Origin of the sequence: Streptomyces sp. AK08-02 (assembly GCF_033795085.1) — a bacterium.
GTDB classification, from domain to species: Bacteria; Actinomycetota; Actinomycetes; order Streptomycetales; family Streptomycetaceae; genus Streptomyces; species Streptomyces echiniscabiei.
This window is the reverse complement of sequence record NZ_JARAZV010000016.1, coordinates 1-22,330: the sequence shown is the minus strand read 5'-3', so window position 1 is coordinate 22,330 and position 22,330 is coordinate 1. Positions and strand designations below refer to the sequence as shown.

Sequence of the window (22,330 nt, the reverse complement as noted above, 5' to 3'; positions counted from 1 at the left end):
CCGCTCCAGGGCCGATACGGGCGACTCCGCGGCACTGGCCAGGGCGGCACAGCTAGGGCCTGTCCGGCGTGCGGCGTGCCACCAGGGCCGCCAGCGCGACGCGCGAGGTGACGCCGGTCTTGCGGTAGATCCTGGATATGTGGGTCTCGACCGTACGACGGCTGATGTAGAGCCGGGCGGCGATCTCCTGGCTGGTGAGGCCCTCGGCGACCTGTTCGGCGATCTCCGTCTCCCGCGCGGTCAGCGCGGCGAGCGACTGTCGCGGACCGGTGGCCGCTTCGGTCACGGGCGGCCGTACCGTTTCGGCCAGGCCGACCAGCATGCGGGCGCCCCCGGCGGAGGCCAGCTGATGGCCCCTGAGCCAGGCGGCCTCGGCGGACGCGCCGCCGTCTGGGGAGGCCGGGAGCGAGGCGACGAGCAGGGAGGAGTACGCCTCCCAGATCACGGCACCGCACTGGGCGCCGGCCTCGGCGGCGGACGCGAACAGCTCGGCCGCCGCGGTCGTGTCGCCGCGGCTCACCGCGACATGGCCGGCGCAGCGCATCGCCGCCGACCGTTGCACGGGCAGTGCCAGCCGCTCCGCGTCCTGCCGGGCCCGCTCGGCCCAGGTCCGGGCGGAATCGGCGTCACCGGTGGCGAGGGCCGCCACCACCAGGATCTCCAGGAGGACGGGGCGCATCGAGGGCTGCAGCCGATCCACCCCGTGCCCGCCCGCGTGGAGCAGGGCGTCCCGGGCCCGCTGTGGGTCGCCGCTGACGAGGGCCGCGTAGCCGAGCGTGGACCACGCGATCGACGCCCACCAGTTGTCGTCCGGACCGGCCGCCGCCGCTGTGACGGCTTCCTCCGCGGTGGCGAGCGGACGCGGATCGCCAGGTGGGCAGCTCTCCACGAGCACATGGGTCTTGGTCCCGAGGACGAACGCGAGCAACTCGTCGCTGCCGATGCCGCGGGCGATGTCCTCGGCCTCCTCCGCCAGTTCCAGCGCCGACGGCAGCCGACAGGTCTGGATCCGTACATGCGCCTTGCACAGGAGCAGGTGGGGCAGGAGGTAGATCTGGCCCGTGCGCCGGGCGATGGCAAGGCCGCGGTCGGTGTGCCGCTCGGCGTCGGCGAAGCGGTTCATGAACGCCTCCGCCCAGCCCAGTCTCCCCAGCGCCTCGCACAGACCGGTCAGGTCTCTGTCGGGCAGCGCGTCCACGATCCCGGCGGCCTGGTGGGCGAATCCGCCGGCCGCGGTCATGTCCCCCTCGTACGCCTCTCCCAGCGCGCAGACCGCCAGCGCCCCCGCCTCGGCAACCTCGTCCCCGAGGACGCGGGCCACCGAGAGCGTTCTGGCGATCTCGGCCCGTACGGTCGGATACGAGGTGTGATGCGGTGCCGAGGACCCCAGTTCCATCCCCAGGGCGACCGTGGCGGACGGCGAGGGCTCCGGGCTCCGGGACAGTTCGCGGCGCAGCAGGGCGACGGCTTCCGCATACCGTCCGAGGTGGCGTTCCATCACGGCGCACAGCACGACCGCCGACGCCCGCACCCCGGCGTCGGCGTCGGTATCGGTATCGGTATCGGTGTCGGTGTCGTCCTGTCGGCCCGCCAGGGCGATCACCTCGTGGAGCAGGTCCCGGCTCTCCCGCAGGCCGCCGCACACGCCCAGCGCACGGGCCCGCAGCAGCATCAGATCCCGCCGCCGCGCCCGGTGCTCGGGGGTGTGCGGCAAGTGCCGGAGCACCACCTCCAGCCAGTGCGCGCAGCTGGCCGGAGCCGTCTGCGCGGCCTGCTCGGCGGCCTCGGTCAGCACGGCGGCGGCCTGCGGGTCCCAGCCTGTCAGCGAGCGCTCCGCGTGGTGCGCCCGCTCGGCCAACGGAGCACCGACGCGGGCCAGTTCGGCGGTGGCCAGGCGATGGATCCCGGTGCGCACCCATGGGTCGGTGCTGTCGTGGACGAGGGTCCGCAGCACCGGATGGCGCAGGGTCAGCCGACCCTGGCAGCCGGTTCGGAGCAGGTCCCGCCGGGCCAGGATGCCCAGATCGGCGTTGAGTTCGGCATCGGTACGGCCGGTGACCAGGGCGAGCATGGAGGGCGTGGCGTGTTCGCCCAGTGCGGTGACCGCCTCGACGACACGGCGTTGCTCCGGCGTCAGCGGTGTCAGCTCGTCCAGGAGCAACGATCCCAGCCCGGCCTTGGAGAGTGTGCGCATCGGCGCGCCCGCGCGGTGGGCCTGCAGCAGGGTGAGGAAGTACAGCGGATTGCCCTCACTGGCGGCGTAGAGCTCCAGAGCCTCGCCTCGTGGCAGGTCCGGCGTCAGCCCTTCGACGCAGTCGTGTTCGGCGAGCGGACCGAGTCCCATCCGGAGTACGGCTCCGGTGTCGACCCCGCGGGTGAGTGCCGCGTCGAGCGAGACGGGAGTCTGGCGGGCGCGGCGTGCCACGACGACGACAACGGAAGCACGCACGGGGTGCCGGACGAGATGGTCGAGCAGTTCCAGTGCTGCCGGGTCCGCCCAGTGCATGTCGTCGAGCGCCACCAACAGCCCCGAGCCGCCGATCCGGTTCAGCAGTCCGGCCGTTGCCCGGTGAAGCCCGAAACGGTCGACCTCGCTGCGCCCCGGCGAAGGCTCACGCGCGGCGCCGTACAGCATGGGCGCGACCTCGGCGAGCGCCGGAAAGGACGCCAACACCCGCGGATCGAGGTCGGCGATGGCATCGGTGAAGGGCTGGAACGGGATGTGCTGTTCGTACTCCGTCGCCCTGCCCCGCAGGACCGTCATCCCGCGCTGCCCCGCCCGCGAGCAGAGCTCTCCCATCAGCCGGCTCTTGCCGATTCCGGCCTCTCCGGTGATGTCGACGACGGCCGGCCCGCCGCCGCCCTTCCGCATCCCGTCGAGCACGTGGTCGAGCCGCCGGATCTCCGCCGACCGGCTCACCAGCGGAGCACGGCGCCCGCCGGCCGCATGTTCGCCATACGGCTCAGCCACGTGCCCTCCCAAGAGTCCTGCCGCCTGGGAGATTTCTATCGCACGCCACCGACAGCACCGGACCGGGGAACCGGCACTGGTCGAACTGCCGGGAGCGCTGTACGCGCGCCAGTCGGCACGGGTGGCGGCCCCGGTCAGCGCCAGTCGTCCCGGCGTCGGGTGCGGGTCACCTTGTGTGCGCCGGAGTCCCGGGCCGCGAGAAACGCGTCGATCGCCCTGCGTTCCGCGTCACCGGCGCTGTCGTCGTCCCGGAGGCGCTCACGCAGGGCGGCGGCGAGCAGTCCCGCCAGGCGCGGGCGGCTTCCCGGCCGGCCGCCGGTCGTGTCGTCGCCGTTCACGTCGGTTCCCCCAGCTGCCGGGCGAGGCGTTTCAGTCCCCGGTGTGCCGCCGTGCGCACCGCGCCGGGGCGCTTGCCGAGGACGCGGGCGGCGGCGGGCGCGTCGAGGCCGACGACCACCCGGAGCAGGACCGCCTCGGCCTGGTCGCGCGGAAGCCCGGCGATCAGCCCGAGGGCGTACTGCGTGGAGAGGGTCTCCAGGGCCTGGTCGGGGGTGCTGTGCGGGCCGGGCAGGTCGAGTACGTCCTGTTCGAGCGCCGTCCCCTGGGGCCGTACCCGTCTTCGGCGCATCAGGTCGAGGGCGCGGTGGCGGGCGATGGTCGCCGTCCAGCCGCGGAAACCGGCGCCGTCGCCCTTGAACCGGCCCAGGTCGCGGGAGATCTCCAGCCAGGTGTCGGACGCCACGTCCTCCGCCTCGTCGCCGACGAGTCCCCGCAGATAGCCGAGGAGTCCGGGCTGCACCAGCCGGTACGCGACCGCGAAGGCGGCCTCGTCCCCGTCCTGGGCCCGCGCGACGGCGTCGCCCAGCTCCTCGTCGTACAGCTGTACCCGGCGGGGTTCCCGTCGTCCCTGGCCCAAGCGCTGTCCTCGTCCGTAACGGCGTATCGAGTGCGAGTGCGGGTGCGAGGTTCGACTCCCCCGTCCCCATGGGCATCTGCGTCGCCCGGCACGGAAACGTCACTGCTCGATCAGCGCCCTACGGGGTTCAGACAGCCGTCGCGTCCCGGCACAGCAGTCGCAGCGAGCCGTGGCCGGCGAAACAGCGGCGGGCCTCGTCTGCGGGGTCCCACAACCGTCCGTCGGCCGTACGGATCCAGTGCCCGCCGTCCGCCTCCAGCCACTCCGCGCCGCCCTCGGTCCGGCGCACGATCACCTCGCCCGCGTACGCCCCGAAGCCCCGCAGCACCGACTCCACGGCGGCGTACGGCGTCTGCTCGCGGCGGAGTTCCTCGATCATCCGGTCGACGCGCCACAGGCTCTGGGTCGAGTAGTCGAGGCGCAGTCGCGCGCCCTCACGCATCGTCGCGACGGTGTCGGCGGCCCAGCGCACGGGTTTGGCGGCGGCCTGCGGGCGGGCTGGTGCTCGGTGTGCTGCTCGGTGTGCGATCACAGTCCAGGAAAGCGCGCGGGCGGCGATCGGTGTCACCCGATTCCGGCGGCTGACGGGGATCAGCGCGGGACCGCCCCACGTCCACCGCAGGACGGCCACAGGAAAGCCACAGGGCTCACTTCCCGCGGAGGGTCACGCCCGTCCCCGTGCCCGTCGCGACACCACCGCGCGCAGCACGCGCCGACCCTCCGTCGACACCGCCAACGCCTGCCGCAGTCCGCCGGAACCGTGCCCTGCGAGCAGTTCCAGGACGGTGATCTGCCGCCGCAGTTCGGCCGCCACGAGGGGCGACATGCCCTCCGTGCCGCCCGCGCGGTGGGACTCGACCGAGGACGGGTCGGCAGCCGCGGAGGCGTCCAGGAGCTGATGGACGCGGAGGGCGGCGACGGAGCAGGCGTCGGCCCATTCGCGTACTCCGGCGGCGGACCGTACGGCGGGTGCGGCGGCGAGCATCCACCGGGCGAGGAGCGCGGCCTCACCCTCGGCGGAGGCGGAGGCAGCAGCGGCGGCGGGGACGACCGGGGCGGCACCAGCGGCATCGGCGTGTTGGGCGTCCGGTCCGTCGCCGGTGTCGAGTTTGACCCGGGCCTGTTCCAGGCGGGTCGCCCATTCCTCCGCGTCGCTGTCGTCGGCCAGGCTGGCCCACAGGGGGCGCAGGATCTCGTCGTCCCCTCCCAGAAGGGACACGCACCGATCCAAACAAGCCAGTCCACTGACGGTCAGGCCACGCTCGTCAGCATCGGCGATCAGTTCCACCAGACTCATGCAGGCCTCCCCTCCCCGGGCACCATCCCTTACGGAGCCCGCACTTTCCCCACTTCCCCTACTGCGTGCAACCCACCCGGAGCGTCACAGAGGCAGAACACCGAGTCGGTCGAGGAACCGGAAGAACAGGTTTTCGGCCAACGGGTCGGGCTCCGACGTCAGTACGTCGAGGAGCGGCCCGGCGTTCACGGTGTGACCGGCCTCGGCCGCCCAGCCGACCGCGCGTTCGGCCGCGTCGCCGGGTTCCAGGAAGTAGTCGTCCAGGGTGAGCCCCTCGTCCGCGTCGCCCTCGCCGTCACCCCGCCCGGCGCCCAGGTATCCGGCCATGACGTCGCGCGCCAGACAGGTGGTCCACGCGCCGCTCTCGGGCGCCGCCGCCTCCAGCACCACGCAGTGACTGTCCATGACGTACCCGAAGAGCGCGGGCGAGCCGGTCTCCAGGGCGAGGGTGTTCATGCTGCCGATGTCGGCGCCGCCGCTCGGGTACTCCCACACCTGCCAGCCGTCGTCGCGCCGTTCGCGCGAGGTCAGCCCGTCGCGCACCGCCCGCAGGGCGTCGGTCTCGGCGAGCGGCCGCGCGCTCCTGCCCACGATCAAGTAGCCCCAGTAACCCAATGCCATCCCCCTGGCCCTTTGGTTCTGCTCGCACTGCCCGCGCCGAATACACCACAGACACAAGGAGGTTGGCCAGGGATCCGACAATCGGACGTCAGACGCCCACGGAGGCGGGGCCCCGCAGGCCCTTCTCGTGCTGCATACGGGTCAGCCGGAGCACGACGAGGATCGCGAGCACGGCCGCCGCGATGTCGGCGACGTCCGAGACGAGCACCTGGACGACGTCGGACCTGATCGCCTCGGCCGTGTCCGCGCCGTCGAACGCGCCGAAATCGCCCCGGCTGGTGAAGAGCGCGACGAGCCACAGCGCCCACCAGGCGTTGACGAGCGCGTGCGAGGCACGGGTTCCGGCAGGACTGCTCGCGTCCCAGATGTCCATCATGATCCGGCGCGGGAACCACAGGCTGACCACCGGCACGAACCAGCCCCAGCCCGCCCAGCCGCGCTTCATGGTGTGCCCGAACGGATCGAACACCTCGGCGTTCACCCGGACGCGCAGGAACCAGACGAGGAAGAAGACGGCCGTCGCGACGAGGGTCGCCGTCTGCGCGACTCCGGCGGCGGCGTAGAGCGTGTCCGCGTGGTCGGCGCGGCGCATGAGGGCGTTGTAGCCGCCGAGGCCGAGGCCGTCGTCCGCGAGGGAGCCCATCGCGTCGTACATGGTGAGGCCGGCGTAGACAGCGAAGAGGTCGGCGGCGATGACCACGCCGAGCAGCACGGCGACGGCCCTGCCGAGTCCGACCGGCGAACGCAGCCAGGCCGGTCCGTGCGGCTGGACCACGGGGCCGGTGGGCGCGGCCGGCGCCGAGGGCACGGGCCGGGGCGCGATCACGCGCCCCGACTTGGGCTCGTCGGCGGCGTCGGCGCAGTCCCAGCACAGGCCCTCGGGAGAAGCCGCGGTGGACAGCTTGCAGTGCTTGCAGAACATTCGGATCCCCCGGAACAAGAAAATCGGGCGCCGTCCCTCCCCAGGACCACGCCCGACAGACGAATGCATGTACTAGACGAATACATGTGCGATCTGTGCGGAACCTACGGCCCACCGGGCCCGTACGTCCAGCCCGTTTCAGCCCAGCCTGCCCGCCAGCTTCTTGAAGTCGGTCCAGGACAGGGGCGGCTGGGCGCGGGGGTCCCACAGTTTCTGCACGGTCGCCCGCAGCGGCATCCGTATCCCGGCGGCCACCTGGTTCTGTGTCTGCGATCCGGAGAGGTCGCACCAGACGGCGAAGACCCCGCCGAGGATCTGCCCGTCGTACGCCGAGGACACGGCCGTACTGCCGCGCAGCACCCGCGGCGTCCACTGCTTGTAGATCCGCTCGCCGGTGGGATAGACGAAGGTGTTCGGCTGCCCGAGCACGTAGTAGAGGTACTCGTCGTTGTAGTTGACGACCTTGCGGCCGGCGCTCAGGTATCCGGCCGGCTGCCGGGCGCCGATCTCCTTGCCGGTCCAGTAGGCGACCTGGATGTTCTTGCCCGGCTGGACGGAACTCGACTGGTAGAAGCCGTCGTTCCAGGCGCGCAGTGCCGTCCGGCCGTGGGCGCGGACGGTGGCGGCCCGGTCGTTGAGCCAGCCCGTCGCGAGGTCGGAGACACCGGCTCCGGCCCCGTACTTCTGGGTGGCCGCCGCGGCGAGCTGGGGGTAGGAGGTCGCCGGGCTGGAGACCGTCAGGGCCCGGTACTCGTCACCGCCCAGGTTCCAGGACGCGCCGGTGAAGAGGTCGGCGTACTCGCCCAGCAGGTCGTCGACGATCTTCGCGGACTCGGGCTTGGAGATGTCGATCGCCCCGCGGGCCGCCGTGCCCTGCGCGTTCCTCAGCTGGAGGTCGGGGTGGGCGGCGAGGACCGCGCCGAGGTGACCCGGGCTGTCGATCTCGGGCACGACGGTGATGTGGCGGCTCGCGGCGAGGGCGAGGATGTCGCGGACCTCGGCCTTGGTGAGGTGGTCCGCGGACACGATCTCCGGGTGGCTGTCGGAGGCGATCCGGAAGCCCTGGTCGTCGGAGAAGTGCAGGCCCAGTTCGTTGAACTTGAGGTCGCCCAGCTCACGGACACGGTCCTTGATCCACGAAGCGGTGAAGTGCTTGCGGGCGATGTCCAGCATCAGCCCGCGCTGTGCCTTGGCCGGCCGGTCGCGCACGACGCCCTCGGGGGCGGTGCTCCCGCCGCTCACCTCCTGCTTGAGGGTGCGGGTGCCGTAGAAGACGCCGGCTTCGGCGGGGCCGGCGACGGTGACACGGCCACTCTTGACGGTGAGGGTGTAGGACTCGGCGCCCTTCGCGGCCTGCGCCGGGTCCAGCTTGAGCTGGACGTCCCCGGCGCGCGGGGCGGCCGTCCCGCCGTACGTCATCCTCAGCTCACCGGCGAGCAGCTTCCCCTCGTCGGCGAGGGCGCCGGCGCCGACGACCACCCGGGCGGTCGAGGCGGGGCGCCAGCCGGGACCCCGGGCGGGTACGTGCTCGCGTACGGCGGGGATGGTGCGGGGGGTCTTGGACAGCGGGTAGACGCGGGCGGGGGACGGCGAGGGCGAGGAGGGGGCCGGGGCACGGGAGGCGGTGGACGCGGAGCTGGCCGCCCCGGCCGTGTCCGAGGAACGCGCGGCGCCGGTCGACGCGATGTCGCTCCCGGCGTCGGTGCCGGGGCTCGCGTCACCGACCGGCCAGAGGGCCACGGTCACCCCCACCGCGCCGGCGGCCACGAGAACACCGGCCCCGAGAAGCAACCCGGGCCCCTGCCCGTACGTCCTCCTCCTCGGACCCCGTTTCCGCTCAGGAGCCCGTCGCCTCCGCCCGGTCACCGGTTCCCACCTGCCCGAGCCTCACGTATCGCCCGCATGCCACGCACCTCCTGATTCGCCTCCACCTCTGAACCTACGACCGCATCCCACCGAAGTGGTCCACCGTACGTTCCTAAACTCTCCCGTTCGGGTGAAATTCAGACGTCCGTCGGACAGCTCCTGACCACTTCTCGATAATGTGAGCGGTACTTCTCCCCCACTCGTCCCACGCTCCTCCCGCACATCTCCCTACCCGCCTCCCCAGAACACCGAGGACTCACGCTGTCCGCGCACCGGCTTCCCCACCTCTCCGGCCCGCTCGCCATGCCGGCCCAGACGCGCACCGAGTCCCCCTCTCCTACGCCGCCGAGCCTGGAGCGGTTCAACACGGAGCCCGCCGAGGACATCGAGCGCACGCTCCTCACCTGCCTGCGCAGCCTCCGCTGGGCCCGCCGCCTCACGGACCACCGTCCCTATCCCGACCTGGACTCCCTGCTCGCGGCGGCGGACGAGGCGGCCTACGACCTGACCCCGGGCGACCTCTCCGAGGCCCTGGCCGCCGAGGCACTGCCCGCGCTGCCCGACGGGGTGTATTCGGCGGCCCACATGGCACTGGGGGCGGCGCACGCGGCGTACGAGAGCCGTTTCGGCCATGTGTTCGTCATCTGCGTCGACCACACCTCCCCGGACGAGGCCCTCGACCAGGTCCTGACGGGCATCCGGTCACGTCTTACGAACGATCCGGAGGAAGAGCGGGTCGTGGCGGCGGAGGAACTGCGGCGCCTGGCGAAGGCACGGCTGGGGAACTCCCTGAGGGGCGCGGGGAACCGCGCGACCAGCCACAACTGACCGGCCACCCGGCAGACAACCGCGGCCCCTCCCCCAGCAGCCGCCCCCAATAGCCCGTACGAGCCTGTTTGATCACATCGGTAGGCCCGCTGTAAGCGTTCCGACAACTCGTCGCTACGATGGCCAGGGCCGGTGGACCGTACCCGGCCGGGCCCGTCCGACACCGAAGCCGGCGCGGCTCCTAGATCCCCGCTCCCGGAGGGTTTTCCGTGCCGGCTGGAACGCTGTACCGCGGCCGGGAAGGAATGTGGTCCTGGGTGGCTCATCGAGTCACCGGCGTCCTCATCTTCTTCTTCCTGTTCGTACACGTCCTGGACACCGCTCTCGTCCGTGTCTCCCCCGAGGCCTACGACAAGGTCGTTGCCACGTACAAGACGCCGATCGTCGCCGTGCTGGAGTACGGCCTCGTCGCCGCCATCCTCTTCCACGCGCTGAACGGCCTCCGCGTCATCGCCGTCGACTTCTGGTCGAAGGGCCCGCGCTTCCAGAAGCAGATGCTGTGGACCGTCGTCGGCCTGTGGGTCGTGCTGATGCTCGGGGCGATCTACCCCGTCCTCGGCCACGCCGCTCGTGAACTGTTCGGGAGCTGACCCACATGGCGACGACTGAATCCACCGCCTCGGGCATCGGCCCCGTCGAGGGCGCGGGCACGTATCCGGGCTACGACGCCGACAACCCGGCGCCCCTGATCGAGGCCCCGCGCAAGCGCACCAAGAAGACCCCGAAATCCACCCGGGGCAACTTCGAGATGTACGGCTGGCTGTTCATGCGGCTGTCCGGCATCGTCCTGGTCGTACTGGTCCTGGGCCACCTCCTCATCCAGCTGGTGCTGGACGGCGGAGTCTCCAAGATTGGCTTCGCCTTCGTGGCCGGCCGCTGGGCCTCGCCGTTCTGGCAGGTCTGGGACCTGCTGATGCTGTGGCTGGCGATGCTGCACGGCGCCAACGGCCTGCGCACCGTCATCAACGACTACGCGGAGCGCGCGAACACCCGGCTGTGGCTCAAGGGCCTGCTCTACACCGCCACGGTGTTCACGATCCTGCTGGGCACGCTGGTGATCTTCACCTTCGACCCGAACATCCGCTAGGCCACCGGGTCACAAGGGGCTGAGGTAATTCTGATGAAGATCCACAAGTACGACACCGTCATCGTCGGCGCGGGCGGCGCCGGCATGCGCGCGGCCATCGAGTCGACGAAGCGCAGCCGTACCGCCGTACTGACGAAGCTCTACCCGACCAGGTCCCACACGGGCGCCGCGCAGGGCGGTATGGCCGCCGCGCTCGCCAACGTGGAGGAGGACAACTGGGAGTGGCACACCTTCGACACGATCAAGGGCGGTGACTACCTGGTCGACCAGGACGCCGCCGAGATCCTGGCGAAGGAGGCCATCGACTCGGTCCTCGACCTGGAGAAGATGGGCCTGCCGTTCAACCGGACGCCCGACGGCACGATCGACCAGCGCCGCTTCGGCGGCCACAGCCGCAACCACGGTGAGGCACCGGTCCGCCGGTCCTGCTACGCGGCCGACCGTACCGGTCACATGATCCTCCAGACGCTGTACCAGAACTGTGTGAAGGAGGGCGTGGAGTTCTTCAACGAGTTCTACGTCCTCGACCAGCTCATCGTCGAGGTCGACGGTGTGAAGCGGTCGGCCGGTGTCATCGCCTACGAACTCGCCACCGGTGAGATCCACGTCTTCCAGGCGAAGGCCGTGATCTACGCGTCCGGCGGCTGCGGCAAGTTCTTCAAGGTCACGTCGAACGCGCACACGCTGACGGGTGACGGCCAGGCGGCGGTCTACCGTCGCGGGCTGCCGCTGGAGGACATGGAGTTCTTCCAGTTCCACCCGACCGGCATCTGGCGCATGGGCATCCTGCTGACGGAGGGCGCCCGCGGTGAGGGCGGCATCCTCCGCAACAAGGACGGCGAGCGCTTCATGGAGAAGTACGCGCCGGTCATGAAGGACCTCGCGTCCCGTGACGTCGTGTCCCGCTCCATCTACACGGAGATCCGTGAGGGACGCGGCTGCGGCCCCGAGGGCGACCACGTCTACCTCGACCTCACCCACCTCCCGCCGGAGCAGCTCGACGCCAAGCTGCCCGACATCACCGAGTTCGCGCGCACCTACCTGGGCATCGAGCCGTACACGGACCCGATTCCGATCCAGCCCACCGCGCACTACGCGATGGGCGGCATCCCGACGAACGTCGAGGGTGAGGTGCTGCGGGACAACACGACCGTCGTACCCGGGCTGTACGCGGCCGGCGAGGTCGCGTGCGTCTCGGTGCACGGCGCCAACCGCCTCGGCACCAACAGCCTCCTGGACATCAACGTGTTCGGGAAGCGGGCCGGGATCGCGGCGGCGGAGTACAGCCAGAAGGCCGACTTCGTCGAACTCCCCGAGAACCCGGCGGAGCTGGTGGTCTCCCAGGTGGAGCACCTGCGCGAGTCCACGGGCACGGAGCGGGTCGCCGCGCTGCGTCTGGAGCTCCAGGAGACCATGGACGCGAACGTCATGGTGTTCCGTACCGAGCAGACGATCAAGACGGCCGTGGAGAAGATCGCGGAGCTCCGCGAGCGCTACCGCAACGTCTCGATCCAGGACAAGGGCAAGCGGTTCAACACCGACCTCCTGGAAGCCATCGAGCTGGGCAACCTGCTCGACCTGGCCGAGGTCATGGCGGTGTCGGCCCTGGCCCGCAAGGAGTCTCGCGGCGGTCACTACCGCGAGGACTACCCGAACCGCGACGACGTCAACTTCATGCGCCACACCATGGCGTACCGCGAGGTGGGCGACGACGGCACCGAGTCCATCCGTCTCGACTACAAGCCGGTCGTCCAGACCCGCTACCAGCCGATGGAGCGTAAGTACTGATGGCAACCCCTGTTCTGGACAAGGCGGACGCGGCCGGCGAGCCCGAGCCCGGCTTCGCCGACTCCCCGTACATCACGGTCACCTTCCGCATCCGCCGCTTCAACCCGGAGCTGGCGGCCGAGGCGGTCTGGGAAGACTTCCAGCTGGAGATCGACCCGAAGGAGCGCGTCCTCGACGCCCTCCACAAGATCAAGTGGGACCAGGACGGTTCGCTGACGTTCCGTCGCTCCTGCGCGCACGGCATCTGCGGTTCGGACGCCATGCGGATCAACGGCAAGAACCGTCTTGCCTGCAAGACCCTGATCAAGGACATCAACCCGGCCAAGCCGATCACGGTCGAGCCCATCAAGGGCCTCACGGTCCTGAAGGACCTCGTCGTCGACATGGAGCCGTTCTTCCAGGCGTACCGCGACGTGATGCCCTTCCTGATCACGAAGGACACGAACGAGCCGACGCGCGAGCGCTTCCAGACGGCGGAGGACCGGGAACGGTTCGACGACACCACGAAGTGCATCCTGTGCGCGGCGTGCACCTCGTCGTGCCCGGTGTTCTGGAACGACGGCCAGTACTTCGGCCCGGCGGCGATCGTCAACGCCCACCGCTTCATCTTCGACTCGCGTGACGAGGCCGGTGAGCAGCGGCTGGAGATCCTGAACGACCGGGACGGCGTCTGGCGTTGCCGTACGACGTTCAACTGCACGGACGCCTGCCCTCGCGGCATCGAGGTCACGAAGGCGATCCAGGAAGTGAAGAGGGCGCTGATCACCCGGCGGTTCTGATCACTCGACGGTTCTGATCACCCGGCGGTTGTGATCTCGCATCACCCTCCGATGGCCGTGTTTCTGTATCGACAGAGGCACGGCCATCGGGCGTTCCACCGCCGGGCGTGCCGGCCTTGTGGTGATCGCGGCCACACCCCGTCGATACCCACCAGTACCACTAGGAACTTGGTCAACTCCCGTTACAGACTGGGCACATGACCATCCTGAGGAAATCGATCGCGGCACTGTCGGCCGCCGCAGCCACGGCGGCCACCCTGCTCGCGATACCCCCCACCGCCTCGGCAACTCCCGTCCACGACACGGCATACGGCCAACGGCCCCTCGTACGGGAGAACTTCGACCACCTTCCCCTCGGCCCGGTGACCGCCGGCCGCGGCTGGACGACGGACACCTCCAACGGCACCCTGACCGTCGCCCCGAGTTCGACCGGCAAGGGCCGCGAACTCCGCCTCCACACCGAGGGCAACGGCCGCGCGTTCCTCGTCATCCCCAACCTCTCGACGCCCGGCAACAGTTACTGGGCCCGCCTGCGCCTGCGCGTGGACGCCTTCCCCACGGCGCCCGACTGGGCCCACTGGACGATCGCGGAGGCCTCGGGCACCGACTCCCCCACCCTCGTACGTCCGTTGGGCGGCCAGTACGCCCCCACGGACCAGGGCAACTTCTGGGGCGTCGGCTCCGATCTCGGCCCGACGGGCGACTGGACGTCGTGGAAGACGTCGGCGCCGGCGGTGGCGTCGAAGTGGAGTTGCGTGGAGTTCCATCTGGACGCCGCGGACAACCGGGTCACGGTGTACTTCGACGGGGTCGAGCAGTCGGACCTGACGGTCGACGGGACGCATCACGGCGGCGCCCAGGACTCGGACTTCGTCTTCCCGACCTTCGACAAGCTGAAGCTGGGCTGGCAGTTGTACCAGGGGAACCCGTCACCGGCGTCGTACGACGTGCGGATGGACGACGTGGTGGTGAGTCCGGGGCGCGCGGGCGGGTGCTGAGAGCCACTGAGAGTGGCATGACCCGGTGAAGGGGGGTGAGGCGGGCGGACGCCCTGCCTCACCCCCCTTCGCTTCACTTCGGCTTCAGCCGAGGACGAGCGGGATCGTTGCGGCAAGCTCGTCGCCGAGGGCGACGGTCTCCGCCTCCGTGGGTGTACGACGTCCGGTGCCGACCAGCAGGGCGTCGGTGTCGGAGAGCGCGGCGGGGAACGGGGTCCCGGCGATCGACTCCAGCAGGGCGCGGGCCGCCGCGAGTGTCTCGGCGGGCGGCAGCCGCGCGGGGTGCGGCAGACGCGCGATCAGGTCCAGGTGATGCAGGGTCCATTCGAGGACGTACGCGGAGAGGTAGTCCTCGACGGTCAGGACCTCGCCCTTGGTGCCGACTCGGACGGCGGGATCGGCGAGCCCGGCGGCGCGGCCTGCGGCGGAACCCACGTCGTCGAGGTGGAACTTGAGAAGCCCAGGGTCGCCGTAGGCGGCGGCCAGCCGTGGGATCAGGGCGTCGAGGGGGTCGTCGCCGGTCGGGGGCTCGGTGAGGACGTCCCAGTAGGTGACGGCGTCGACGGTCGGTTCGGTGTCGGGGGCGGGCGTGACGAGAGTGATCAAAACGTCCTGGGCGTCGATGACGAGGTGACACACCAGGTCCCGCACCAGCCAGCCGATACAGCCGGAGGGGCGCTCGAAGTCCTCGTCGGGGAGTGCGGCGACGGCGGTGAGCAGGGCGGTCCAGGAGCGCGAGAAGAGGTCCACGGGGCGGCACGGTAGTGGGGGCGGGAAGGGGGGACAAGTGCGGTCGGACGGCGGGCAGGCTCAGTGGCCGATCGCTTACCTGACCAGGAGACAGGGGTCACAGGGTGCTGGCCACGATCGGGTGAATTGACGTCGCGTTCCCTCCCCAATGGTCGACAGTATGCAAGAGTACTAGTATGGAAGCGTACTATCGGGCGAGGGTCGATGGCCTGGCATCTTGAAATGGCTGGGGAGGTTCGCGACCGTCCCCTTGGCCGAAGCCCGCTACGCGGAATGGCTCGTTCACCTGAAGCAGCGGCAACAGAAGGAGACGTAAACATGACCAGCTTCCACTCCTGGGACGAGGTCAAGGAGGAGGTCTTCGACGCCGAGGACCTCGACGAGATCGCGGCAGGAGCCCGGCGCATGGTGTCCGTGGCACGCGCACACCGGCTCGCGGAGATGCGTCGGCAACTCGGCCTCACCCAGCGCGAAGTGGCGGACCGGATGCACGTACGGCAGGAACGGGTGTCTGCCATCGAGCGCGGCAAAACGTCATCCGCAGAGGTGGGAACGGTGGCCGCCTACGTCGCGGCCCTGGGCGGGGAACTGGAGATCGTCGCCAACTTCAACGGGGCGCGGGTGGTTGTGGCGTAACTCCGGGGCCGACGCAGGGAGAATCCTCGCTCGCGCACGCAGACAGGCCCCATGCGCCCCTCGCTACCCCACGGGTAAAAGAAATGCCATGATCGCCTCCAACATGTCATGGACAGAGAGACCTCTGGGGAGGGGTCGGGGGGAGGTACGCAGCGATGCGGACCATCACGGAAGGCGTGCTGGAGTCCAGCCGGTGCCCTGAGTGCGGTACGGAGATCCACGCGGACAGCCGTTTCACCAAGTGGTGTCCGGCCTGCGACTGGAACGTGGATCCGGGTGGCCCGGAACCTGCGAAGGGGCGGCTGGAGACACTGCGCCGCAGGCTGGCACAGCGGCACGGCGAGAAACTGCTGACGACGATGACCACGGACACGACCGAGGAACGACAGCGGCAGCAGCGGGCTGACCATGACGTTTCCGGTGTTCTGGCGTACGCCATCGCACTGCTGGTCCACGGGGTCACGGCCGTTCTCGCCGCGGCCGGGATCTGGTACGTGGTGAGCGGCTGGGGCGGGTTCCTCATGGTGCCCGGTCTGTTCCTGCTGGCGCTGGGCTGGGCGCTGCGCCCCAGGCTCAACCGGTTGCCGAAGGACGAGGACACCGGGGTCGTCCTGCGCCGCCCGGACGCGCCCGAACTGTTCGCTCTGATCGACGAGATCGCCGTGGCATCGGGCACCAGGGGTGTGGACGCCGTGGCGGTCAACGCCGAGACGAACGCGAGCGTCCAGACGTACGGCCTCCGGGGCCGCCTGCTCACTCTGGGTCTCCCCCTGTGGGAGTCCCTCACCCCCGAGCACCGAATCGCCCTGCTGGGACACGAGTTGGGCCACTACGGCAACGGGGACACGCGCCGCGGTGTGGTGCTGGGGACGGCGTTCCGCTCGCTCGGCCTCTGGCTCTACTACCTGTCCCCCATCCCGAACCCGACCGCAGTCCAGATGATCACCAACCTGGCGTACGTCGTGCCACGGCTCCTCGTCCAGGGCGTACTCATGCTGCTCGACACCCTCACCCTGCGCTCCACGCAGCGCAGCGAGTACCTCGCCGACTCGGCTGCGGCGCGGGCCGGTTCGACGGAGGCGGCGGTCGGCCTGATGGACCGCCTCCTCGTCTCCGACTCCATCGACATCACCCTGCGCCGCGAGGTGAACGGGCGCCGGATGCGTGGTGGGGCGCGGGCTCGGGGCGCCGAGAGTGACGGCCTGTGGGAGGAGTTGGCCGCCCACATGGACTCCATCCCCGAGTTCGAGTACGAACGTCAGCGCCGCGTCGGCGCGTTGCGCGGCCACAGTGTCGACTCGACCCATCCGCCTACCCACTTGAGACGCCGGCGGCTGCTTGAGGTGGGGCCGGTGGCGGGGGTGGTGACTGCGGATGAGGAGCGGTCTGCTCGTATCGCGGGTGAGCTGGCGGGGGCGCGGGGAACCGTGGCTCGGGAGGTTGTGAGGGACGGGGTCGGCGGGGCGTAGGCCTTGGGGCATTGTCAGTGGTGCCTCGTAGGGTCCCCGTCATGTCCAAACGACGGCTCGATGAGAATCGCGAACGGCTCCTGAACGAACTGCCGTCCGGCCACCTGGCGGGCCCGTCCCAGCATCCACACCCCTTGGTGTGGCTGAGCGACGGGCCGGTCCGGGGCGCGGCCGACTGGTGGGCGCGGTTGCACTCCAGACATCCCGAGACCGGCCTGTACCCGCTGCTGCTCGAATACCCGGACGACTCGTTCGAGCCCGTGGAAGGCGACTACGGGGCGGGGCCGGGCATCGACGCTGCCTCCTACCTGAGACGTGCGTGGACGGAGGATGCCTGGCCGCCCTTCAAGGATTGGCCGGGCCTGGCGGCGCCTGCCGCAGCAGTGACGGACGTCGCCCTATCCGCCGGGGAACTCGCCACCGCGCTGGTCCGCAGCAGTCGGGCCCAGTGTCTGGCCCTCGTCGAGGTCTCCCGGGGCGCTGACGCGCCCGCTGCCCTCACCTGGGCCGGACCGGCCAACCACATCGGCGTGGCAGAGCTGTCGGCGGTACTCCGCTCCTGGGAGGACCGGTTCGGAGTCCGTGTCGTGGGCCTCGGTCACGGAAGTCTGTACGTATCGGTCGCCGCTCCGCCGACGGACATCGGTCAAGCCCGCGTTCTGGCGGCCGAGCACTACGTTGCCTGCCCGGACTGGTTCTACGCGAACCCGTCCATGGACTGGGAGACATACCCGGAGGAGCTCATGAAGCGCCGCGAATGGGAGTTCTGGTGGGACTGACTGCGACTGCTGGCGACTACCTGTGGTTCCAAGAACTCTTCCCCGATCTCGCGGAAGCGTATTGCTTCACGCTCGTGCACGATCTGCCGCCCGCAGACGTACTCGCCCGCCTCGAAGGCGAAGCCGAGCCCTCATTGACCGGAACGGCGGCGATAGTGGACGCGGCCTTCGATCTTCTCGATCGTTCGGACACCACCCGGCAGTTCATCGCCATGACCACCGTCGGGGACTGGACCTTGCTGATCGAGCCCGTCGGCTATCTCGGGGTCACCGAAGAACGTGCACTACCGGCCTCCGCCGGAACGCGATGGGTCTCGCACTTCGTCAACATCAACGGCGTCGATACATTTCTCTGGGCCGAGGACAGGGCCAACCGTCTGACGTTCGAGCCCGCAGTCCCCGACCACCGGTGGGGGACGACTCCCGACGAACTCCTGGACGCCATGCACCACAGCGGCTTCCAGTTCGGTGACGAGATCTCCGACGCTGCGGACTATCTGGCCGCAGAAGCGGCGTTCGCCTTCGCAGAGCATCTGACAGGGGTTCGTATAACGCCAGAGCTTCTCCGGGACACGACCTTCATCTGCGGCAGCGCGGAGATCGGGTGAGTCGGCCATGGCTCCTTCCTCCCGTTTCGCTGGTACCCGTCACAAGAAGAACATCCGAGCTACTGTGGATGTCCTTACGGAGACCTACGAGGATGTGCCCTTCGGTGAACTGCTGCACCACCCGGCTGCGACCACACGCAGGCTCGACGCCGTCCGTGCGTTGCGGCTGCGGCTGCGTGACGCCGGGGACCTCGCGCTGATGCGGTACGACCGCCACCGCTCCTAGAGCAGGGCATCGACCTACTCGTGGTCAAATAGCTCCTCGGCCACGCCCACATCGGCGTCACCGCCACCATCTACGCGCACGTCCGGCACATAGTATGTGTGCTACGGAGACCCTCCCTATCTGTGTTTTCGCAGATCAGCGGCGGTTTCGGGTTCCGCTGGTGTCCGTGGCTGTGCCCTGGCGTCCGTGCTTGTTGCCGTCAGCGCTGCCGTCAGAGTTATAGACCGCTGGTCGGGCTACGGCAGGAGTGTCAGCGCTGGGACATGCGCGGGCTTGACGACGCTGAAGTGCCGTCGGTCGAGGGTGGCTACCCGGTCCACGTCGAAGCGTTCGGCTACTGCGATGACCGAGGCGTCGACTCCGCCGAGCGGGAAGTCGGCGTACTGGAGGACCAGTTCACCCATGCGCGTCAGGTCGGTGGGAGTGAGGTGGACCAGCTCGAATGTTCCCCGTGCGACCTCGTTGAGGAACGCTGCTTCGACCTTGGGCCAGCGCTCCAGCAGCCAGCAGACCTCGGTCATGACCGGGCTGGGCAGCAGACGGCGTCCGGTCAGCGACGTCAGCAGGGAGGCGCACTCCGGGTGACGCCGGTCGGCCGCGTTGAAGGCCGCAGCCAGGGGTCCGGTGTCCAGGACCGTGGCGATCACGCCGAGTCGCCGAAGCGCTCGCGCATCCGCTCGCGGATGTAGTCGTCGTGCCGTTCAGCCAGATCCTCTGGGCCGTTCACGCTGCCGATCAGGGCCAGCAGCCCGGCCGGGACCGACTCCTCGCCCTCGTTCGCGTCGACCGCCGACAGAGACTGGGCAACCTGGGACAGTTCCTCATCCTGGGTGACGAGCAGGCGCAGGCGTCGCACCTGGGTCGGGGTGAGCCGGTCCACCAGGTGGTGCATGTCCTCGTAGTCGTATGCAGCGGTCACGCCAGCAGTGTAGGACGGCCCTGCGGCCTCGGACAGCTGGATCGGCAGAGGTTCACCCCCGCCGGCGTGCGGGCATGCGCCCGAGAATTGCCAGGAACTTGGTCGATTTCCCCGTGTATGCCCTGTCTGGTACTTCCCACAGCGGCCCGTTCGCCGGGGAGGGCGATCCTCGGGCGTCGGGGCGATGCTGGTGCCCCCACCAGTGCGGCAGCGCGGCTGGGTGGGGAGGGGTCCGCCGAGAGGGTGGGCCGCTGGGGGTATCGCTCCCCCGCTGGAGGCGGTGCCGGCCACCGCCCTCGGTGAGCCTGCGTGACGCACGTGAAGGGTCGGCCCCCTGGCTGGCCCTGTGCCTGCGATCCGGCCGTAGGACGGTCGTTGGCGACAACTTGCTCTGCCAGGAGCCCTACTCCGGTCAGCCCGACAAACTGGCTGATTGCCGCTCCCGCAGCCCTGGGTCATGCCCCGGCTGCCGGTGCGGCTCGCCGCCTGCGGCGCCGCTGACCTTCCGAGCGAACGGCGGACTTGTCGGCGACGGCGGGCAGGTCCCGCCTTGAACCTCGTGCAGAAAATCTGAACGCACCGCCCTGACCAGCGTTGTGCAACTGACGATCAACGATTACGCCTGGGTCGTGGTCTTCTGCTTGAGGCGTTCGTAGGGGGTCTGGCCGCCGAGGCCGCCGTGGGGGCGATGGTAGTTGTAGTAGTCCTCCCACTCGCGCAGCTTGTCGTTGAAGACCTCGGCGTCGTCGATGATGACGCCGTCCAGGAGCCGGTAGAACTCCTCGGCGTCGATGCGGTGGGAGCGTTCGACCTTGCCGTTCAGGCGTGGTGTTCGCGGCTTGATATAGGCGTGGGCAATGCCTTTGTCGAGGACGTGCCAGTGGAAGGCAGTTTGGAACTCGGCGCCGTTGTCGGTCTGGATGACCTCGACCTGGAACGGCAGGCGCTGGATGACGTAGTCGAGGAACTGGATCGCGGTCGCCTGGTTCAGCGTCGGGTAGATCCGCAGCACCCGCAGCCGTGTACAGTCGTCGATCGCGGTGAACTGGAAGTACTTGTTGCGCCCGCCGCGGCGCCCCTGGGGCATCGAGGCGAGCGGTTCGATGAACTTCACGTCGATCTGCACGCGGTGGCCGGGCAGTTGCTTCTCGTACCGCTTCCACCGGCGGTCGTGGCGCTTGTAGCGCTGTGAGGCCGGCAGGCGGCCCATGTCCAGCCGGTTGAGGATCCGCCAGACGCCGGACTTGCTGATGGTGACGTCGTGGTACCGCTTGAGGTACATCGCGATCTTCTCGGGCCCGAAGTGGTAGTTCTGCCGCAGGTAGATGATCTTCCCGACGACCTCGACGTGGGTGGCGTTCGGGCAGGTCTTCGGCGCCTTGGAGCGGGTGCGTAGACCCTCGACGCCCTCGGCCTGGTAGCGGCGGTACCAGGTGTAGTACGCCTGCCGGCTGATCCCGAAGTACCGGCAGGACATCGCGACGTTCCCGCTGACCTCTTCGACGTGGCGTATGACGGCCAAGCGGCGCTTGGCCTCACGGTCAAGCGGCGGGGTGGGGTTGGACTTCGACATGTGGATCTCCGTAGTGATCAGAGACCCAGGTGTCAACGATGATCGGCAGTTTTATAATGGTCAGCCAGTCGCTGTTGCGCTCGCAGAACCCCGGCAAGGGCTTGGCGTGATGGGTGGTGGCGTTGTCCCACACCACGATCTGCGGGACATCGCCGAGTTGCCGACGGGCAGATCAACAGGACTGCGAACTCTCGGGCCCGGAAACCCTTCTTCTCGCCGTTACGGCCCCGGTACGTCTGGGTCCGGTAGATCAGGCGGGTGTCGTGGCCTGGCCGGACGCAGATCATCCCGGCCATCAGGACCCGGCCCGAACCCTTGCCTACCACTTTGACCAGCGGCGTCCTGCCCAGCCTTGACCGGGTGCGGCCCTTACCGGGCTTCAAGTCCTGCCGGCCTCGATTCACCCATACGGTCGACACCGGATCGTATAGGGCACCAAAATCTTGTCCGGTAAGCCTCACTGCCCGCCAAAAAACTGGCGGGCAGTGGGGCACGCTTCAAGTGTCGGTAGCTCCCTACGAATCGAACCGATGTGGATTCTAGTTTCCGGACATGCGTGAATGTCTCAGATAGATCAATCTCCACGAACGTCCGGGCCAGACCCCATCAGGCAGTCCGAAATAGACCTCCATGTCAATATGAAATCGGCCCTCAAGAAATGCGTCCAGCTCGGACTTGATGTCGTCAACATCTTCTTCGAAGTCGGAGGAACTATTCGACACTGCGAAATGTAGAGTAATCCGTTCAACGCCGACCTGAACTGCGATTGCGTAGACATTTTCAGTGATCAAGCCGAGGGTGGCCTGCATGGCTTGAATGACGAAGTAATTTTCGCGGTCCAGGGCATTCAATTTCATGGAGTCCAATTCGGACTGGTCGGGACGATGCTGGGTTTTTCGGTTCCCTTGATCATAAATACATTCGTCGGCTGGTCAACATAGCCAGCTCCCGGGTTGTTGTTGTTTCCAGTAACTCCATCGTATCGGATCACAGTGTGCCCCTCCTTGGTTGTGCCAAGGACTGTTGTTCGGCCGGCGTGGTAGGCGTCGAGAACTTGTTTCCCGTCATTAAAGGATTTGAGATATGAACCGCCGCCAAATTCTGGGCGTCCCTCGACGTGTCGATACTGCTTTTGGCTCAGTTTGGTGGAAATACAGGGCGAACTATTGTGCACCAGGACCGGTACATCTCCCGCCAGCACATAGTACGTGTGCTCGCTCGGGGGCCGTCATCTGCGTTTTCGCAGGTGAGCACTATTCGGCTTGTACGCAGGTGTGCGTGGAAGTGCCGTGCTGTG

The 22,330-nt window shown here is 69.0% G+C and carries 24 protein-coding genes; 11 read left to right on the top strand and 13 right to left on the bottom strand.

The window, feature by feature from the left end; translation table 11 throughout:
* Positions 1–52: 52 nt before the first annotated feature.
* The 8 genes from PV734_RS31115 to PV734_RS31080 form a co-directional block, all read right to left on the bottom strand.
* Complete coding sequence (locus PV734_RS31115) at positions 53–2,971, bottom strand: helix-turn-helix transcriptional regulator (protein WP_319293002.1); 2,919 nt, start codon at positions 2,969–2,971, stop codon at positions 53–55.
* Positions 2,972–3,105: 134 nt separating this feature from the next.
* Positions 3,106–3,309, bottom strand: coding sequence for a hypothetical protein (locus PV734_RS31110; RefSeq protein WP_319092396.1), 204 nt, complete (start codon positions 3,307–3,309; stop codon positions 3,106–3,108).
* Positions 3,306–3,887, bottom strand: coding sequence for an RNA polymerase sigma factor (locus tag PV734_RS31105; RefSeq protein ID WP_319092397.1), 582 nt, complete (start codon positions 3,885–3,887; stop codon positions 3,306–3,308). Before PV734_RS31105 ends, PV734_RS31110 begins: the two co-directional genes overlap by 4 nt.
* A 127-nt stretch (positions 3,888–4,014) precedes the next feature.
* Positions 4,015–4,416, bottom strand: coding sequence for a hypothetical protein (locus PV734_RS31100; protein WP_319293212.1), 402 nt, complete (start codon positions 4,414–4,416; stop codon positions 4,015–4,017).
* A gap of 135 nt (positions 4,417–4,551) precedes the next feature.
* Positions 4,552–5,184, bottom strand: coding sequence for a hypothetical protein (locus PV734_RS31095; protein WP_319293000.1), 633 nt, complete (start codon positions 5,182–5,184; stop codon positions 4,552–4,554).
* A gap of 84 nt (positions 5,185–5,268) precedes the next feature.
* Complete coding sequence (locus tag PV734_RS31090; RefSeq protein ID WP_319092609.1) at positions 5,269–5,799, bottom strand: hypothetical protein; 531 nt, start codon at positions 5,797–5,799, stop codon at positions 5,269–5,271.
* 94 nt (positions 5,800–5,893) lie between these two features.
* Positions 5,894–6,727 (bottom strand): DUF4328 domain-containing protein, encoded by an 834-nt coding sequence (locus PV734_RS31085; RefSeq protein WP_319292998.1) that lies wholly within the window; start codon positions 6,725–6,727, stop codon positions 5,894–5,896.
* A gap of 138 nt (positions 6,728–6,865) precedes the next feature.
* Positions 6,866–8,518 (bottom strand): glycoside hydrolase family 20 protein, encoded by a 1,653-nt coding sequence (locus PV734_RS31080; protein WP_319292996.1) that lies wholly within the window; start codon positions 8,516–8,518, stop codon positions 6,866–6,868.
* A gap of 378 nt (positions 8,519–8,896) precedes the next feature.
* Here PV734_RS31080 and PV734_RS31075 point away from each other — a divergent pair, with 378 nt between their 5' ends.
* From PV734_RS31075 to PV734_RS31050, 6 genes are all read left to right on the top strand, one after another.
* Positions 8,897–9,421, top strand: coding sequence for a 2-oxo-4-hydroxy-4-carboxy-5-ureidoimidazoline decarboxylase (locus PV734_RS31075; protein ID WP_319092402.1), 525 nt, complete (start codon positions 8,897–8,899; stop codon positions 9,419–9,421).
* A gap of 209 nt (positions 9,422–9,630) precedes the next feature.
* Positions 9,631–10,011 (top strand): succinate dehydrogenase, cytochrome b556 subunit, encoded by a 381-nt coding sequence (sdhC, locus tag PV734_RS31070; RefSeq protein WP_079054090.1) that lies wholly within the window; start codon positions 9,631–9,633, stop codon positions 10,009–10,011.
* A 5-nt stretch (positions 10,012–10,016) separates the two neighbouring features.
* Complete coding sequence (locus PV734_RS31065; RefSeq protein WP_319092404.1) at positions 10,017–10,508, top strand: succinate dehydrogenase hydrophobic membrane anchor subunit; 492 nt, start codon at positions 10,017–10,019, stop codon at positions 10,506–10,508.
* A gap of 33 nt (positions 10,509–10,541) precedes the next feature.
* Positions 10,542–12,296, top strand: a complete 1,755-nt coding sequence (sdhA, locus tag PV734_RS31060) for a succinate dehydrogenase flavoprotein subunit (protein ID WP_319092407.1) — start codon at positions 10,542–10,544, stop codon at positions 12,294–12,296.
* Positions 12,296–13,075, top strand: coding sequence for a succinate dehydrogenase iron-sulfur subunit (locus PV734_RS31055; RefSeq protein ID WP_319092408.1), 780 nt, complete (start codon positions 12,296–12,298; stop codon positions 13,073–13,075). Before sdhA ends, PV734_RS31055 begins: the two co-directional genes overlap by 1 nt.
* Before the next feature lie 197 nt (positions 13,076–13,272).
* On the top strand, positions 13,273–14,073 hold the full coding sequence (locus tag PV734_RS31050; RefSeq protein WP_319092409.1) for a hypothetical protein: 801 nt from the start codon (positions 13,273–13,275) through the stop codon (positions 14,071–14,073).
* 84 nt (positions 14,074–14,157) lie between these two features.
* Here the strand turns inward: PV734_RS31050 and PV734_RS31045 are convergent, their stop codons facing one another.
* On the bottom strand, positions 14,158–14,823 hold the full coding sequence (locus tag PV734_RS31045; protein WP_319292995.1) for a maleylpyruvate isomerase N-terminal domain-containing protein: 666 nt from the start codon (positions 14,821–14,823) through the stop codon (positions 14,158–14,160).
* Positions 14,824–15,141: 318 nt separating this feature from the next.
* On the opposite strand from PV734_RS31045, the gene PV734_RS31040 reads away from it, so the two are divergent.
* The 5 genes from PV734_RS31040 (at position 15,142) to PV734_RS31020 (ending at position 18,541) form a co-directional block, all read left to right on the top strand.
* Positions 15,142–15,459, top strand: a complete 318-nt coding sequence (locus PV734_RS31040; protein WP_319092411.1) for a helix-turn-helix transcriptional regulator — start codon at positions 15,142–15,144, stop codon at positions 15,457–15,459.
* A gap of 155 nt (positions 15,460–15,614) precedes the next feature.
* Positions 15,615–16,928, top strand: coding sequence for a M48 family metalloprotease (locus PV734_RS31035; RefSeq protein ID WP_319292993.1), 1,314 nt, complete (start codon positions 15,615–15,617; stop codon positions 16,926–16,928).
* A gap of 41 nt (positions 16,929–16,969) precedes the next feature.
* On the top strand, positions 16,970–17,707 hold the full coding sequence (locus PV734_RS31030; protein WP_319092413.1) for a DUF4253 domain-containing protein: 738 nt from the start codon (positions 16,970–16,972) through the stop codon (positions 17,705–17,707).
* Positions 17,698–18,315, top strand: coding sequence for a DUF6461 domain-containing protein (locus PV734_RS31025; protein WP_319092415.1), 618 nt, complete (start codon positions 17,698–17,700; stop codon positions 18,313–18,315). The genes PV734_RS31030 and PV734_RS31025 overlap by 10 nt, the downstream gene beginning before the upstream one ends.
* 64 nt (positions 18,316–18,379) lie before the next feature.
* Complete coding sequence (locus PV734_RS31020; protein ID WP_319292991.1) at positions 18,380–18,541, top strand: hypothetical protein; 162 nt, start codon at positions 18,380–18,382, stop codon at positions 18,539–18,541.
* A 236-nt stretch (positions 18,542–18,777) separates the two neighbouring features.
* Here the strand turns inward: PV734_RS31020 and PV734_RS31015 are convergent, their stop codons facing one another.
* The 4 genes from PV734_RS31015 to PV734_RS31000 all read right to left on the bottom strand — a co-directional run bounded on the left by PV734_RS31015 (position 18,778) and on the right by PV734_RS31000 (position 21,890).
* The gene (locus tag PV734_RS31015) at positions 18,778–19,188 is read right to left on the bottom strand and encodes a type II toxin-antitoxin system VapC family toxin (protein WP_319292989.1); all 411 of its coding nucleotides are present in this window, start codon (positions 19,186–19,188) and stop codon (positions 18,778–18,780) included.
* On the bottom strand, positions 19,185–19,460 hold the full coding sequence (locus PV734_RS31010; protein WP_319092418.1) for a hypothetical protein: 276 nt from the start codon (positions 19,458–19,460) through the stop codon (positions 19,185–19,187). Before PV734_RS31010 ends, PV734_RS31015 begins: the two co-directional genes overlap by 4 nt.
* Positions 19,461–20,076: 616 nt before the next feature.
* On the bottom strand, positions 20,077–21,033 hold the full coding sequence (locus PV734_RS31005; RefSeq protein ID WP_319092419.1) for an IS481 family transposase: 957 nt from the start codon (positions 21,031–21,033) through the stop codon (positions 20,077–20,079).
* 539 nt (positions 21,034–21,572) lie between these two features.
* Positions 21,573–21,890, bottom strand: a complete 318-nt coding sequence (locus tag PV734_RS31000; protein WP_319092420.1) for a hypothetical protein — start codon at positions 21,888–21,890, stop codon at positions 21,573–21,575.
* Positions 21,891–22,330 lie beyond the last annotated feature (440 nt).